General features: G+C 31.5%; 16 protein-coding genes. 3 read left to right on the plus strand and 13 right to left on the minus strand.

The genetic code is table 11. The features are described from left to right. Nucleotides 1-20: 20 nt before the first annotated feature. The 9 genes from J6Y29_06630 to spoIIIAA form a co-directional block, all read right to left on the minus strand. On the minus strand, nucleotides 21-353 hold the full coding sequence (locus J6Y29_06630; protein ID MBP5427540.1) for an Asp23/Gls24 family envelope stress response protein: 333 nt from the start codon (nucleotides 351-353) through the stop codon (nucleotides 21-23). A 130-nt stretch (nucleotides 354-483) separates the two neighbouring features. Next, nucleotides 484-996, minus strand: a complete 513-nt coding sequence (locus J6Y29_06635) for a SpoIIIAH-like family protein (protein ID MBP5427541.1) — start codon at nucleotides 994-996, stop codon at nucleotides 484-486. Nucleotides 997-1,015: 19 nt separating this feature from the next. Then, entirely contained in the window at nucleotides 1,016-1,573 is a 558-nt protein-coding gene (locus J6Y29_06640) for a hypothetical protein (protein MBP5427542.1), read from the minus strand. 22 nt (nucleotides 1,574-1,595) lie between these two features. Then, the gene (locus J6Y29_06645; GenBank protein ID MBP5427543.1) at nucleotides 1,596-2,117 is read right to left on the minus strand and encodes a stage III sporulation protein AF; all 522 of its coding nucleotides are present in this window, start codon (nucleotides 2,115-2,117) and stop codon (nucleotides 1,596-1,598) included. A 14-nt stretch (nucleotides 2,118-2,131) separates the two neighbouring features. After that, nucleotides 2,132-3,256, minus strand: coding sequence for a stage III sporulation protein AE (gene spoIIIAE, locus J6Y29_06650; GenBank protein ID MBP5427544.1), 1,125 nt, complete (start codon nucleotides 3,254-3,256; stop codon nucleotides 2,132-2,134). Then, nucleotides 3,253-3,645 carry a stage III sporulation protein AD gene (gene spoIIIAD, locus J6Y29_06655; GenBank protein MBP5427545.1) on the minus strand — a complete coding sequence of 131 codons (393 nt, stop codon included), beginning with the start codon at nucleotides 3,643-3,645 and terminating at the stop codon, nucleotides 3,253-3,255. The genes spoIIIAE and spoIIIAD overlap by 4 nt, the downstream gene beginning before the upstream one ends. An 18-nt stretch (nucleotides 3,646-3,663) precedes the next feature. Further along, a complete protein-coding gene (gene spoIIIAC / locus J6Y29_06660; protein ID MBP5427546.1) occupies nucleotides 3,664-3,858 on the minus strand; it encodes a stage III sporulation protein AC in 195 nt (64 codons plus the stop codon). 10 nt (nucleotides 3,859-3,868) lie between these two features. Then, nucleotides 3,869-4,381, minus strand: a complete 513-nt coding sequence (locus J6Y29_06665) for a stage III sporulation protein AB (GenBank protein MBP5427547.1) — start codon at nucleotides 4,379-4,381, stop codon at nucleotides 3,869-3,871. Next, a complete protein-coding gene (gene spoIIIAA / locus J6Y29_06670) occupies nucleotides 4,371-5,342 on the minus strand; it encodes a stage III sporulation protein AA (GenBank protein MBP5427548.1) in 972 nt (323 codons plus the stop codon). Before spoIIIAA ends, J6Y29_06665 begins: the two co-directional genes overlap by 11 nt. A gap of 172 nt (nucleotides 5,343-5,514) precedes the next feature. Between spoIIIAA and J6Y29_06675 the strand changes: the two genes are divergently transcribed. The 3 genes from J6Y29_06675 to murD are packed head-to-tail and all read left to right on the plus strand — an operon-like array spanning nucleotide 5,515 to nucleotide 9,909. After that, nucleotides 5,515-7,167: an LTA synthase family protein gene (locus tag J6Y29_06675; GenBank protein ID MBP5427549.1), complete on the plus strand. Its 1,653-nt coding sequence runs from the start codon at nucleotides 5,515-5,517 to the stop codon at nucleotides 7,165-7,167. A gap of 41 nt (nucleotides 7,168-7,208) precedes the next feature. Further along, on the plus strand, nucleotides 7,209-8,561 hold the full coding sequence (locus J6Y29_06680; protein MBP5427550.1) for a hypothetical protein: 1,353 nt from the start codon (nucleotides 7,209-7,211) through the stop codon (nucleotides 8,559-8,561). Next, on the plus strand, nucleotides 8,554-9,909 hold the full coding sequence (gene murD, locus J6Y29_06685; protein ID MBP5427551.1) for a UDP-N-acetylmuramoyl-L-alanine--D-glutamate ligase: 1,356 nt from the start codon (nucleotides 8,554-8,556) through the stop codon (nucleotides 9,907-9,909). Before J6Y29_06680 ends, murD begins: the two co-directional genes overlap by 8 nt. Nucleotides 9,910-10,051: 142 nt before the next feature. Here the strand turns inward: murD and J6Y29_06690 are convergent, their stop codons facing one another. From J6Y29_06690 to J6Y29_06705, 4 genes are all read right to left on the minus strand, one after another. Then, nucleotides 10,052-11,431, minus strand: a complete 1,380-nt coding sequence (locus J6Y29_06690) for a hypothetical protein (protein MBP5427552.1) — start codon at nucleotides 11,429-11,431, stop codon at nucleotides 10,052-10,054. A 21-nt stretch (nucleotides 11,432-11,452) separates the two neighbouring features. Beyond that, the gene (locus tag J6Y29_06695) at nucleotides 11,453-13,276 is read right to left on the minus strand and encodes a hypothetical protein (GenBank protein ID MBP5427553.1); all 1,824 of its coding nucleotides are present in this window, start codon (nucleotides 13,274-13,276) and stop codon (nucleotides 11,453-11,455) included. A gap of 176 nt (nucleotides 13,277-13,452) precedes the next feature. After that, on the minus strand, nucleotides 13,453-14,100 hold the full coding sequence (udk, locus tag J6Y29_06700; protein MBP5427554.1) for a uridine kinase: 648 nt from the start codon (nucleotides 14,098-14,100) through the stop codon (nucleotides 13,453-13,455). Nucleotides 14,101-14,282: 182 nt separating this feature from the next. Then, nucleotides 14,283-16,832 (minus strand): calcium-translocating P-type ATPase, PMCA-type, encoded by a 2,550-nt coding sequence (locus J6Y29_06705; protein ID MBP5427555.1) that lies wholly within the window; start codon nucleotides 16,830-16,832, stop codon nucleotides 14,283-14,285. Nucleotides 16,833-16,924: the final 92 nt, after the last annotated feature.

The following is a 16,924-nucleotide window of genomic DNA, read 5'->3' on the forward strand; positions in this document are numbered from 1 at the left end:
CGACGCTCTTTTGCACTTTATTAAACTTTCTCAAAATTTATGCCCTGTATATGAATATTCACCTCAACAACGTTAAGACCTGTCATTGCCTCAACTCGTTGCTTCACCTTCTCCTGCACATTCCAAGAAACCTCGGGAATTCTACTTCCGTACTCAATAATCACGTAAACATCTATCGCCGCCTCTTTTTCTCCAACCTCTACCTTAACTCCTTTTGATAGATTCTTTCTACCAAGTATTTCAGCTATACCTCCTGCTATTCCACCACTCATACCTGCAACACCCTCTACTTCCATGGCTGCAACGCTCGCTATTATTGCTACAACTTCTTCTGATATTCTTATATCTCCCATTTCCGTAGCGTTTGTTATCTCTACCAAAGAATTTTCCACTTAATCTACCTCCTCTTGTATTAACAAGAATCATCTTTTTTTCGAAAAGCTTACTATCCATTATATCAAAATTGTACAATAATGCAACTATTTAATTTTTGTTTTTTACACATATATTGTCTATGCTTACATTTGCGTACTCTTTTCCTATTGTTGCTATTTTTGTTGCAAGGTTCGATGTAAGCTTTGGAGACTTAACTATTATGTCTAATGTATCATCCTTTAATATTGCCAAAACATTTTTTATTCCTATTTCCTCCACCATCATTTCCACTTTAGTTTCTTTTTCTTTGTTAGAAATTAATTTCATCATTTCTTTATATGCATTATCCCTTATCTCTTCTGATGCATTTTGATCCTTACTTATATCCTCTAATGCCTCCTTGTTTCTATCCACCGAAATATCTCTTTCTAATTTTGCTCTAGCGAAAAAATCTTTTTTAGACTGTACTGAATTTGCACTAACGTACACCTTTTGTCCTGTTGTATCCTTTGTTGTCTCAATATCTTCTCTTGATCTATTTTCATACTGTAAGTACCCTGCAACAACTATCATAGCAATTAAACTTAGTGAAATAATTTGTCTTTTTTTTAAAAGTATCATTTTTATTACCCCTTGTTCATTATTTGTCCATTACAAATACAGAAATTTTATGTACTGGTATATCTGTTAATACTTTCGCTGCCATCTGTAAATTCCTTCTAACATCATCGTCATGCGCCCCCTCTGCCACAACCACAACTCCCTTTATCTCTGGTTCTATCTCTTTTCTAATAACTGCTTTTCTCCCCCCTCCATTTTCTTCAAACGTTATTGTATCTGATATTTCTCTTTGCTGTATTAACTTACTACCTCCTCCGCCATCATTTTCTTTTGTGTCATTTATAATTTCCTTTTTCTCAAACTCACGTATTACTTCTTTACTCGTTTTATATGTAATCATCACTCGTACTTTACCCGCACCTTCTATTTTCCCTAGTAACTCCTCCATTTCTTTTTCTATACTATGACTTTGTAATGATGCTAAAATTTCTACTTCTTTTGGGTCTTCTTTCACATTGTTATCTGTACTAAAATCGCCTACTATCATCAATAAAATTCCTACTACAAGCACTATCAAAATTCTTTTTATAAAACTTTTCTTTGATATCTTATCCCTTATTTTTGTAAAATCCACCATTACGGCTGTCCCTCATCTCTTGTCAGTCTTCTACCACTACGACTCTTATCTTTTTATCTCCAATATTTAAACCCTTTGATAATTTACTCACCACCTCATTCTCTAAATTATCCTTTTTACTATGCCCCGTGCCTACAACTAAACTAAGTTTCTCAATTTCTCCAAAATCTTTACTTTCGTTGTCCTTATTTATATGTATATTTATCTTACGTACTTTTATGTCTATTTCTTTTAGCATCTCTAAAATTTTTCCCCTAACCTCTCTGTCGTACACATTTATTAATGTATCGCTATGACGAAGCATATCTTTTTTAGCAATCAAATCCCTTCTGTCTAAAAATGACATATCGCTAAAATTAACCACACTTGGTGATACTCCTTTTGTTATCACTGTGACAATTGGGTTTAGCATAACACCAATAATTACAAAACCCGCACACAAATTAAAATATTTCTTATATGTGTTTGCAGGTACAAGTAACTCCAAAAGTAATATAAACACACATGTATGTATCATTTTGTTTATGTACTCTCTAAAAATCACCAACACGCTCCCTTCTACTTAATCAATACAGTTATAGACAGTATTATTATCACACTTGATAAAAATACCACTCCAATCATGCTACTTATGGAAGATGTAACTTCACCAATTAATTGGGTAAATTTTTTATCCACAACAGGCTCAAGTGTCGCCTCCATTATTTTTAGGACAAATACCACTGCAACTAATTTTAAAATAGGCATAACACACACTAAAACTATGCCTATCACACTTGCTATTCCAATCACACTTCTTATCAACATAAGTGATCCTACCACACTATCTGCTATATCCGATAAATATTTCCCAACAACGGGTATACATGCACCAAACATATATTTGGCGGTTTTTCCCGTTATTCCATCTATCAAATTTGCTGTTGATCCCTTTATTGTTACAACTCCTATAAACACTGTCAAAACAAATCCACCAACAAAATATGCTACACTTTTTATTAACTTGCTCATCTTAGATAACTCCACACGAGACGTAACACTATTTAAGACTTCAAGTACTGTTGATAAATATATTAGAGGAAGACTAACCTTTTTTATGACATACACTATTATAGATATGCCATACAACACAAATGGCTTTACTGCACTTACCCTAACTATATCTCCACATGACACCATAAGACTTGTGGAAATTGGAACTACTACATGTGAAAATATATTAACGTCATCTACAACATTTTGGGTTATAAGGACACAATTATTAAAACATTTAAGTAGAATAGTTATAGCAACCATATTGCACGCGTAAAATGAGACTCTGCCCAAATCATCTTTACAAAAAGAACTTTTAACATTTTGTAAAATCGCAGATAATATTGCAACTAAACTTAACTTGATTAATATTTTTACATTGTTCCTTACTTCATTGAACAAAAGTTTTATTATACTACTTACAAAATTTTTTAGACTAAACTTAAATTGTCCACAAAGAAGTTCTTTTATCATTTCCTTTGGTGTTTTGTCTAATACATTGTAAAACACATCTTTATTCTTATCTAGAAGATTTTGTATTTCAGTAAGCTCTGGGCTTAAACTATGGTAATCCACTTTTTCACAGTAACCAATATCGTTTTTTGCAATAATAACAAATATTATCACTACCACGTACATATATTTTCTCATATTTTTCTACCTAGGCTTAATATTAATTCTATCAGCGATGTGATTATAGGAATCGATAATGTCACTATTATCACTTTCCCGGATAATTCTATTTTACTTGCAATCGCACCAGCTCCAGCATCTTTACAAATATGGGAACCAAATTCTGCTATGTACGATATGGCAATTATTTTAAGCAGTATACTAAAATAAAATGTGTTTATGCCTGCTACCCCCACATACTTCTCCACAATTTTTATAACTCCCTCAACTTTTAATATCACAATAAAAAAAATTATAAGCCCTGTAATTATAGTAAGATTTATTGCCATATCCGGCCTTTGCGATTTTATCATCAAAATAAGTATTGTCGAAATCACTCCAAGCCCTACTATCTGCAAAATTCCCATGCCCATTTATCCTTTCTCCTAAAATTGGAATATCGTTTTTACAACACTAAAAAGCTTTGCTATTTGACCCACAACCATCATCAGCACAACTACTAATCCTACTATTGTTGTCATCATTGCTTGTTCTTCTCTCCCAGATTTGGTTAGTAATATGTTTAATATGGAAACAAGTATACCTATTGTGGCTATTTTGAAAATTATATTTATATCCATAGTCATCCTTTCATAATAATATTATAATTATTGTCATACCAATCAATATACTTAAATTCTTAAACAAAAGCTCATTTTTCTTTCTTTGATCTTCTGCTTTTCTCTCCTGATTTTTAAGCCTTCCAACAATATTTTTTATATTGCAAACCTCGCCATCAACATCAGATGTCCCAAGTAAATTAGCTAACGATAAAAGTATCTTTATATCTTCATCCCAAAGATATGTATTTTTATAATTCTTATCCAAAGCAATCGTCCATGCTTTTCTACTAGGATGAATTTTTAATTCTAAAGACATCGCTTTTAAAATACTTGACACTCTATCACTAGCACTAGCTGCAATTTTTAAAAATGCATCACCTAACACATTTGAATAAAATGCTATTTCATTTGAAAGTTCCTCTAATGCCTGCTCAAAACCGCGTATATCCTCTACCCTATTTTTTAATGTAGATGACCACCAAATACCAATAGCGTAACTTGACACCCCAATTAACGCGCTTCCCATAATCTTACACAACATTTTTTTCATCCTCTATTCGCATTATATTATTGTAATTCTCATCCAAAATTTCTTTTACCTCACCAACTTTTTTGTCTTTGCCTAAAATAATAAAACGTTCAAATATTTTGTGTGATAACCCTCTTTTTTGCGCATCTAAAATATCAAACCCATGCATAGTAGATATTATTCTTACACCGCAGTTTATAATTTTTAATAGAGCTTTAAAATCCTGTTCACTCCCAATTTCATCTGTAGCTATGACATCGGGAGACATGGTACGTAATGCAAGCATCATTCCATCATATTTGGGGCAAGCATCTAACACATCACTTCGTAATCCTATGTCATTTTGTGGAACACCATTGTACACCGCTGCAATTTCTGAACGCTCATCTATAATAGATACCTTCATCCCTCGGATATGTAAACTAGAACCCCCATCACTTATAATACGTAATATATCACGCAACATGGTCGTCTTGCCATATGATGGCGGTGATATAATAAGTGTATTATATATATCTTTACGGTCTCGCACAATGTAACTTATCACTTTTTGGCCTATGCCTTTCATTTCCCTTGCTACTCTTATATTTATAGAGGATATATCTTTTATATTTTTTATTGCACCATTTTCAATTATCACCTTACCCATTATCCCAATTCTATGCCCACCCTTAACCGTTATAAAACCACTTCGTATGGTATTTAAATATGCATAAATAGAATTATCACATATTCTATTTAATGTATCCCAAACATCCGTACGCGTTGCAACTAACGCCTGAGTTTGATTTTGGGTTATTGTTCCACTTTTTGTAATAAAAAAATCTTGATCACAACAAACCATAACTAGCGGCCTATTTACTCTTAATCTTATCTCACTTATTTGCGAAAGAATATAATCATTTGTTCTACACATCACACTTTCTAAACTTTTGGACATATATTTTTTTATAATTTCTCTTACAGTATTCAATATTCTCTCCTCCTTTTTTTGTGGCTACTCTTAATATTATGATGCTTTGTCCATTTATAGTACAATGATAAAAAATTAATTTTTCATCTTGATTTCTGCTCAATATGTTATATAATTGTGTTTGGGGTTTTTGTTTTTAAAAAAAAAATAATTTTTATAAGGGTTGATTTTTTTGTTTAATTTCAGAAAGTTGAATTGGAGTTTAATTTTATTTCTTTTATTTAATACATTAAAACTTGTTTGTTTTAACGTCATTATATCTGATAATATAGGCTTTATGCCAATTTTTATTGGTATGAAATTTATTCTAAATTCAGTTTTGGTATTTTGTCTGTTTGTACCTTTGTTAAAAAATAAATTAATAAAAACTTGTTTGTTTGTATATTCGTTACAGTTTGTTTATTTAACCGCACATTTATGTTATTTTAAATATTTTCATAATTACTTACATATAATGCAAACCTTCACATTATTTGCTGAAGGTACGAAGGCATTAGCTAATTTGTACTTCTTTTTAGATGGATCATTTTTATTTTTATTTATAGATTTACCATTTTTTATTCATTTTATGAGAAATAAATCTAAAGATGTACATTGCCGTTTTCCCACTATAATATCCATGTTTGTGATAGCGGGGTTGTCGGCTTTTTGCTATATTAACTTATTTGCACCATACATAAATGATCGCTCTTTATCACCTCTTTTGGTTGCACCTAACGAGACTGATATCGTGCGGAAATATGGTACATTAACTAATGATGTGTTTTCTTTTTGCGCAAATAAAAGTGAAGTCGATATACTAAAAAGCTTTTCTTATGGAAAACCCGTTTCTGTATCAGATACACCTAATACGAAGAATAACATTGTTATTTTGCAGTTGGAATCTATCGATGCAAACGTTGTAAATAAAACTTATAATGGAAAGTATATTGCTCCATATCTACATGAACTATCTAAAAAATGTGTTTATTATCCATATATGATGTCTTATCATATGGGAGGAGGAACTTCTGATTCTGAATTTTCTATTTTAAATAGTATTGAGCCTCTACAACATTATCCTGCTATGAAACTTAAAAGTTATGACTATCCAAATTCGTTTTTAAAAAGCCTAAATGCAAATGACTATACGTGTCTTGCTTTTCACGGAAATGTTGCAAAGTATTTTAATAGATTAAATGCCTTTCCTAAAATGGGCTTTTCAAAATTTTATGATATATTCAAGATGAGATTAAGTAATAAAGGTTGGGGCGCTTCTGATGGTGATGTATTAGATTTTACTTTCAACAAATTAACTAAAACTAAATCGCCTTTTTTGGCATACATTATAACAATGACCAGTCATGCATCTTTCACTAATGCTAGTCATTACTACAACAACAACTTATATGATGATATAGAAGACGAAGTTGTCAAAAACTATTTTAATTCTGTATCATACGTTGACATGGTACTAAAAGATTTTATTACTTCTGTTAGAGAAACAATGCCTAACACTTATGTATTTGTCTGGGGCGATCATACCCCTGCAATAAATAAACCTTTATACTCACAGGCATCTTTGTCGTACGATAAAAAATATTTTGAGTTTGTTCCTTTGTTGATCATAACTCCTGACAATAAAACTTATACTGAACGTTCAAAGGTAGCATCTTTCTTAGATATTGCTCTAACAGTGCTAAACGCATCTAATTCGGATTTCTCAATTAGCACAAACGGAATAGATTTGTTGGACTTTAGTAATACCGATGCTCCTGCTATACCTTTTAAAAACAGGTCTTATTCTAGAGAGACATTGTTTAGCGAATTAATCGCCAACAATTAGGCATATACTTTAGAAACATTTTTTTACGAAAGGATTTTTTTATGAAACAATATAACTACAAAAATTTTTATTATGAAAATTATACAATAGAAACTTTAGACAATATCATCAAAATATCTTTCGAATTCAGTATAGAAGGATTAACAAAATTTAATCCTTCACTAACTATAGATAAGAAAAAATTTAAATTTTTTAATAACTTAAATAATAGCACCGCTAAAAGAATCGTTTTTTGCATGGGGATGGTAGAACTTATAAGCTACTGGAAATGCGTTTGTCCACCAAATATATTTATAAATTGCGCTTATATTGATCAAGAAGAAATCCTTTGGTGGAAAAAGTTATATTTCCTAGGACTTGGGGAATTCTTTTACACAAATAGTATAACCCCCAAATTCGACTCATTTGTAAATATAATTTGCACTAGTAAGGACACTTTCGATATTAATGATTATTCCTTCAACAAAAATGATACTTATTCCAACTTAATTCCTGTTGGAGGTGGCAAAGACTCTATTGTGACATTGGAATTATTAAAGTCGCTAAAAGATAAAAACCTACCTCTTATTATTAATCCTCGTGGAGCTTCAATCGAGAGTGCACATATAGCTGGATATACAAACGACAAGATATTTACTATATCGAGAGCTATTGATCCTAATTTGCTTTCGTTAAATAAAAAAGGTTTCTTGAATGGGCACACTCCATTTTCTGCTATGTTAGGATTTACATCTTTGTTGGTAGGCTATATTATGGGAATAACCAATATTGTCTTGTCAAATGAATCTAGTGCCAATGAGTCTAATATACAAGGTACTAATATAAATCATCAATACTCTAAAAGTCTTGAGTTTGAGTTAGACTTTTCTAATTACATAAAAAAATATATCTCTTGTGATATAAATTACTTTAGTCTTTTACGTCCATTCTCTGAGATAAAAATTGCACAGCTTTTCTCAAAGCACAAGAAATACTATAGTGTATTTAAAAGCTGTAATGTTGGTAGTAAAAAAGATATTTGGTGCGGTAATTGTCCTAAATGTATGTTTGTTTATATTATCATGTTACCTTTTATGGAACTATCTGATTTGAAAACAATTTTTGGGAAAGATATGCTTGATGATTACAACCTATTATCAATATTTCGTGGGCTAATTGGTATGGACCCAGTAAAACCTTTTGAATGTGTTGGAACTATTGAGGAAGTAAATCTTGCACTAAATCTTGCATATGATAGACATTACAAAGATTCTAATCTTCCTATTTTGCTTGATTACTATATAAAAAATTACACTGGTAACAAATATATAAATAGTACTTCATTGATTAGTTTTAATGAAAATAACATACCAGATAATCTATTAAGAATTGTAGGTGACTTACAACATGATTAATGCCATTGTTTCACATTTGCAAAATAAAAAAATTTTGATTCTAGGTTTTGGTAGAGAAGGACGTTCATCTTTCTCTTTTATAAAGAAATATTTAAATACTGCAAACGTTTGTATTGCTGATAAAAATAAGGTTGATATATCAACCGATGATAACGTACGTGTTATTAGTGATGAGGACTATCTTAACTCTTTAAATGAGTTTGACATAATACTAAAAAGTCCTGGCATATCTTTAAAAAATGTTGACGTTGACACAAGTAAAATATCTTCCCAGCTTGATCTTTTCTTGCGTTATAGTTCTATAACTACAATTGGAATTACAGGTACCAAAGGAAAAACTACAACATCTACGTTGATATACAATATTTTAAAAAAAGCAAACAAATCTTGCTTTTTACTTGGAAATATTGGTGTTCCAGTGTTTGAATGTCTTGAAAATATTACAAATGATTCTATCGCTGTTGTTGAAATGTCTTCACATCAACTTGAATTTATGACTCATTCACCCAATATAGCTATATTGACCAATTTATATCCAGAGCACCTGGATCACTATCTTAGCTATCAACATTATATAAATGCTAAGCTAAATATTTTTAAGTTTCAGAAAAACAATGCTTATTCCATATTTGGATTAGATCAACCTCAATATACTGCAAAGATAAAATCTTGTATATGCTCAAATGAAATAGCTATTAGCTTAAATCACGCAAAAAATGCTTCATTGTATCTAGACAAGAATTTTGTTATAACTACTCCTACATACAAATCAAACATATGTGTAAAAAATTTAAATAAACATCTTTTGGGCAATCATCATTTTTATGATATTATGTTTGCATTCGCTGCATGTAAAGCATTAAATATAGATGATAATTATATTATATTAAGCTTAAAAGAATTTGCAGGTATACCTCATCGTATGGAATACGTAGGGTGTTTTAATGGAATTCATTTTTATAATGATTCAATTGCTACAATACCTGCTGCAGTTATTAATGCTGTCAACACACTTAATAAAGTAAATACTTTAATTATTGGTGGTATGGATCGAGGAATAAGTTACACGGATTTTGCGCAATTTCTTATAGATTCTAACATTGAACACATAATTTGTTTATATGAAACTGGTAAAAAAATTGCCAAAATGATACTAAATACAGATCCTACCTTATCCTCTAGAGTATTTATAGTAGAAACGTTGACCGATGCTGTAGATATGGCATTTGCCAAAACAAAAAAAGATAGTATTTGTTTATTGTCTCCAGCAGCTGCGAGTTATGGATATTTTAAAAATTTTGAGGATAGAGGCAACACATTTAAAAAGTTAATACACGAACACATTTAAATCTAATAAAAAGAGCATTTAAATTAATGTGCTCTTTTTTTATTTTATTATTTTTAAATCAAAATTAGGTTTACATCATCATAAAAAAAATAAGCGCCCTCCCTTGACCTATGTCATTGCAGGGCGCATTAATATTTACTTTCTATCCTTTTAACCTAGCCAAAAAATCACTTGTAAATAAATTTTTATTTTTTTCAATATTTACTTTGTGTACAGCCTTACCTACTTCTGGATGTGACCCATCAAATACATCTAATACAAACACTAAATTTTCACCATCTACGTAAAAATTAACTTTGTTTAATATATCTGCATCTTTAAATTCTAAATTGGCACTAGTTGAACCAAAATCTGCTCTTACACTTTTGCTATCACCAGAATCATTTCTATAGCAAGCTACTACAAATTTTTGTATAACTCCATCTGGTCCTTTTAATATATCATTTAATGATAACTTCTCTCCTGTTGCCTTATTAAAAACTTCAGCACAAGCTTTGTATTGCATATTGCTTCCATTCATACCTTGTCTAGTAAGTACATTTCTTTCTCTTAACACCGATAGAATGTCATTCTTGTCACACTCAACAACATAGTCACTAACTGCATGATAATAATTACAATTCTTAAGTAATTTTTCTAGCTCTTTATACTCATCATTCAAAACTTTTTTAAAATGCGTATTTATCTTAGCCTCTCCATTTGTTGGACATCCTATATGTGGCACTTCTACAGAAAAACCTTGATTAGATGATCCCATCTTTACATCTCTTTTTGTGTATTTCTTAGATATGCCGTATAAACCACTTTTTTCCCAGCATATATTATCAAAAATCAAAAAGTATTTATCCCCAAGCTTTACTGTACTTAACTTATATCTGTAATTTAACTTAGCACCTCTTTTTGATACTAATTGCACATATGCATTGTTATCTTGTCTTTCTACTACAAACTTTATTTCCTCTCCATTAACTCCAATCTTAAAACTACCTGTGTAATCGTCATTTATTTTAAGAGTACTCAATCTTTTTATCAAATCCTCACTATAAATGCTACTAATGGAATTTCTATCTTCATATTTTATTATATTCATATTTTTCTTTAAACGATACTCACCAATATATATATCATCTAAAGTTTTCTGCTTTGCTCCTTCTTCATTGCACTCATGTAGGCAAATATCTCCTTTTTCCATAACAACTTCTTCTACTGATTTAATAGCTGAACTTGATCCTACAGAGCTTCCTCTTCTTGATCTTTTTGTCTTTTTCTTATCTTCTTGAACCGCTACATTTGATCCTGATTTATTTCCTTTTTTAGATTCTACATTATTAGTTTTTGCTGCATCCTGTGCCTTCTTAGCTTTCTTTGCTTCCCTAACGCTAGGAGAATAAAAATACTCCCATGGCTTCCAAGCAGTAATTCTAGACTTTAAAGACTCCTTACCTTCTGCAAATACATTTACTGATCCTATTGATACAATCGCAGCAACTACTACTGCAATCACTCTAAGATTTTTTTTCATAATAATACACCCTTCCTTATCTTACTGTATTCCCTTACTATCTAGTAATTTAAATACACTATATCCGTCTGTCACCATTCTCCAGCAGCTATTTCCTTTTTGAGCATCAACTATATTTTCATGCACACACAAATACTTATTTTGATTAGTTTCTTTTACCTCAACTAAAAACTTTTCATTTTGCATCTCCATATAAGTCTTACCATCTTCATTAATTAATCTAAAAGGAACTTCTTTTCCTTTACCACAAGCCACGTAGTAAATTCCAGTGCCATCCTTTCTTATTAACATCTTGCTTCCCAATTTACGACATACTCTTCCCCAATTACTAATATCAGTAACGTTGTCATCTATTTCAAAACAACCTACTGCAGATACTGTACCGTCATTATTGGCCTTTAACTCACCTTGAACCTTACCTTTACACTTATATAAAGATCCATCTACTTTGCTCACCGCAATCTTATAATCAACTGTACCCTCTAAATCTTTAACATTAACCAAACTGTACACATGATCATTTTCATCATTTTTCATATATCCACACAAATCGTATGTATATTCTTCATTATTAACTGCAGATCTAACTTTGTTTAGTGCCATTCTATCACTTAGCACATCACTAACATTAGCTTTACTTAGCACTGTATACAATCTGTCTTTTCTGTTTAGCATATAAACTTTCTCAAGATTCTTGTCTACAGCAACTATTTCATTACCTGATCTTTCTTGGAAAACGTAACACTCGTCACCTTCGATAATCGACTTATCTATAAATCTTATAGATTTTCCAACGTATTCTCTTGCAACTTCTTTTGTCAAAACTTCTTGGCCAAAATTGAAAACGTTCTGTAAGTTTTTCTTGAATTTACTTCTGTTCCCCGAAATATTAATTCTATGTTCCAAAACATCCGCATTCTTGTTCACTAATAGAACTACCCCTTTATCATCTACATAAAACTCAATATCTTTTGAAGTAATATTTGTGTTTTTACAACATTTTCTCATTGTATCTACCTTGAATTTTTCTACTTCCTTTGGTGTTCCTTTTAAAATATTGTTTAAAACTAGTTTATCTCCTGTATTCATGTCAAATACATCACATTTTACAGTAACATTTGACTTGTTTCTATGTATTGTCGCTATTGATAATACATCATTTGCATTATATGTCACAAAGAAACTATCTTCATACCTAACTTCCTTACCCATACGATTTAATAAATCCGATGGTAAAAGTTTTTTATATTCATCAAAAGATACTCTAGCGACATCTCTGTAATAATTATTTATTTTTTCTAAGCCTTCTTTATTTTGTGAATTTTCTACTTGAGGTACCTCTACACTGACACTTGCTAGAACTTTTCCTGAATTGTCTTTATGATTATAGACCTTTTTAATTGGAACTATTTTTAACCAATTCTCATTTTTGTAATTATCTCTTGTAAAAGTTAAACCATCCTTACTATTATGTACTTTTAGGCCTAACCCCTTCTCTATTGCGTCTAACGAAACATATGTTTTTCCATCTAAAATTTTAGGTGCAACATTAATTTTTTTCAAAACATTATCACTAATAACACTTTTTCTATCAATTTTGTAAACCGCACCTTTAAAATCCTTGGCAACTTTTATTTCCTTTGTTGATGCATACCATGACACATCATAATCCATAAATTCTACCACTTCTCTTAATGGAACTAACACTATGCCATTCTCTACTCTCTTCAATACATTAAGTGATTTCGTTTCTGATAATACAGTTGCATCTGCTGCAAATGCACTACTAACTCCTGACAAAAACACTACCATTGCACACAACAAATTTCCAAAAATTCTTTTCATAATCTTACCCCCTACTTACTTACCATTCTGCAACAGCTATATTATCACACTTTATTTAAAAAGTAAATACGCATTTTTTAACAAAATTGCAAAACAGGTTCGCAAAAACCCTTCCATCACATTTTTCATGTTCTTACCATCGAGAGTTTTTGCTAGTATGTAGTATAACTTTCTATCTACTTCTTCTTAAATATATGATCCTTATCTCCGTACTTTAAAATACCATTTATTTTATCTACTAACATAGAATAGGCCACATGGTTTAGCCCACCCTCTGGAATAATTATGTCTGCGTATTTTTTACTAGGTTCAACAAATGCTTCATGCATAGGTTTTACTGTACGCAAATACTGGTTTACAATACTGTCCACACTTCGTCCTCTTTGGTGAATATCCCTAGTGATTCTTCTCGCAAATCTAATATCAGAATCGGTATCAACGTAAACCTTTATATCCATAAGACTTAACAACTGCTTAAACTCAAATATCAAAATTCCTTCTAATATAATTACACTTCTTGGCTCTTCTAGTACAGTATCTTCTAATCTATTATTCTCAATAAAGGAGTATACTGGCCTTTGTATTGGTTTAAAATTTATCAAACTGTTTAGATGATCAGCCAAAAGATCAATATCGAACGCCGAAGGATGATCAAAATTTAGTTTTCTTCTCTCATCATGTGTCAAATGAGAAAACGACCTATAATAATGATCTTGGCATAACAATGTAACATCATTATAAAAATGCTCTTTAAGTTTTTTCGCAAGCGTCGTCTTACCTGAGCCTGATCCACCAGATATACCTATTACTACTGCTTTTTTCACAAAAAATGCCTCCCATGTATTAACTTTTTTATATCGCAAACCTCTATCTCGTGTGCAAACGCACCACACTCTAACAATCCTTATATCAAATTAGATTTTATCATATTATTAAGCTTAATTCAACTTAATTTGAAGACTTATTTTCACTATTTTTTTGTCAATTAATCTGAGGAGGTATTTTTTTATATCTTCTTATGTGCGCCACTAGTTTTAACAAACATACTTGATATACCTGCACTGACAGGGCCTAAAAGTGAGAATCCCAACACTATACACCAGTCACTTGCACTCATATATACCGTTTTAAATATACTCTGCAAATTAGGTATATAAACCACAATCAACATCATTGCCATAGATATAAATATTGATAAAAGTAAAAATTTATTATTCAACAAATTTATTTTTATAAAGCTCTTTTTCTCTGATTTACACTCTAAAACATGTATTAGTTGAGTAATGACTAATGTCATAAATGCTCCAGTCCTTGCTCTGTCTATATCATTCGTAATTGTTACTATAGTATAAAAAACTGCAAGTGTTGTAACTCCTATAATTAATCCTCTAACAAAAATCATTTTTAACAACCCATCCGAAAATATGTTTCTGCTATCTTTCTTTGGCGGACTGTTCATTATCCCCATCTCCATTGGTTCTAACCCCAACGCAATAGCAGGTAATCCATCTGTCGCTAAATTTACCCACAATATCTGTATTGGAACTAATGGAAATGGTAACCCTGCCAATATTGCAAGAAACATACTAAGTACTTCTCCAATATTACAAGCTAGCATGTATCGTATAAATTTTCGTATATTGCTATAAATCACTCTTCCTTCTTCTACTGCATGCACTATTGTAGAAAAATTGTCATCCATTAATATCATAGATGCTGCTTCCTTTGACACATCTGTCCCTGTTATACCCATTGATATGCCTATATCGGCCTCTTTTATTGCTGGAGCATCGTTTACTCCATCTCCCGTCATCGCAACAATTTCTCCTTTATTTTTTAGTGCACCAACTATCCTTAATTTATGTTTTGATGTTACTCTGGCAAATACTGCTATATGCTCTATTTTATTATCTAGTTCTTGTTCTGTAAGAGCATCCAACTCTTTACCTGATATCGCCAAATCATCTTTACCTAATATATTTACCTCTTTTGCTATTGCTATTGCCGTCTCTTTATTATCTCCAGTAATCATTATTGTTCGTATTCCAGCATTTCTACACTCATTCACCGCCTCAAGCACTCCTTCTCTTGGTGGATCCATCATTGCCATCAATGCTACAAATGTTAGATTCTTCTCATCTACACTGCCATCATAAGACTTACCATATGCAACCGCTATCACCCTTAGCGCATTGTTGGCCATCTTTTTATTCTCCATTAAAACCCTCGCCTTTATACTAGAAGTCAATGCTACCTCCTCTCCTTCTAATAATATCTTACTACTCTTATCTAATATTACTTCTGGGGCACCTTTAGTATATATCACATTGTCGTCGTATAAGACTGACATACATTTTCTTTCTGAACTAAATGGGATCTCTTTTATCCTATTCTTACTATTAATAAACGTATCATAATCATTTAAAAATTTTTGATACACTTTGATTAACGCAATCTCTGTTGCATCGCCTATTAATTCATTGTTGCTTATCCTTACATTATTGCACAACACTCCTATCTTTAGTGCTTTAGATAATTTATTTATATCTATCCCTTTTACGCCATCAACATTAATACTTTTATTGTTTATGTAAATACGTCTTACATCCATCATATTCTTTGTGATAGTCCCTGTCTTATCTGAACAAATAACCGTCGCACATCCTAACGTCTCAACTGATGGCAACTTTTTAACTAGTGCACTCTTTTTTACCATCCTAGATACACCTATTGCTAATGCTATTGTAACTACAGCTGGCAATCCTTCTGGCACTGCTGCAACTGCTAACGTTATACCTGATATTAACATATCCATCACTGGCTCTCCTCTTAGTATTCCTGTTAGCGCTACAACCAAACATATTCCTACGCATATTAACACTATAAATTTTCCTAAACTCTCTAGCCTCTTTTGTAATGGAGTAAAGTCATCTTCTACATTCTGTATCATATTTGCAATTTTACCCATACTAGTCTCCATTCCAACCTTGTCTACCACAACCTTACCACAACCATTTTTGACAAGTGTACCCATATATACCCTACATACATCCTTATTCTTGTCATTTTTAGCAACTATTTTTTGTACTGCACATGATTCTCCACTCAACAAAGATTCATCTACTTTTAAATCTGTTTCATCAATTATATATCCGTCGGCGGGAACTCTATCTCCAGCCTCCAACAATATTACATCTCCAACTACTACGTCTTGTGCATCAATAACAATAACTTTACCATCTCGTATAACTGTCCCGTGCGGTGATGCAAGCTTACCTAACTTTTCTATCGTTCGCTCAGTTCTAAATTCCTGTATAAATCCTAATATAGCATTCACCACAACGATACTTATTATAGTAACCCCTTCTAGTATATCCCCCATGAACAATGATATAGCTGTACTGGCTAACAATATCAATACCATAAAATCACCAAACTGATCTAAAAATATTTTTATGGGCGAGATTTTCTTCTTCATTTCAATCTTGTTCGCTCCATATCTATTGTAAGACATATAAACTTCTTTGCTCGTTAATCCGTCTATCTTATTTATCACTTTAGCTACACCCTCTTTTGCTTTGTTTTTTTTGACCTTGTCTTAGTATTATTCTTGTCTAACATCATTTATGACTAATTTTTCATTTAAGT

The organism is Clostridiales bacterium, assembly GCA_017961515.1.
Lineage (GTDB): Bacteria > Bacillota > Clostridia > Acetivibrionales > RGIG10202 > RGIG10202.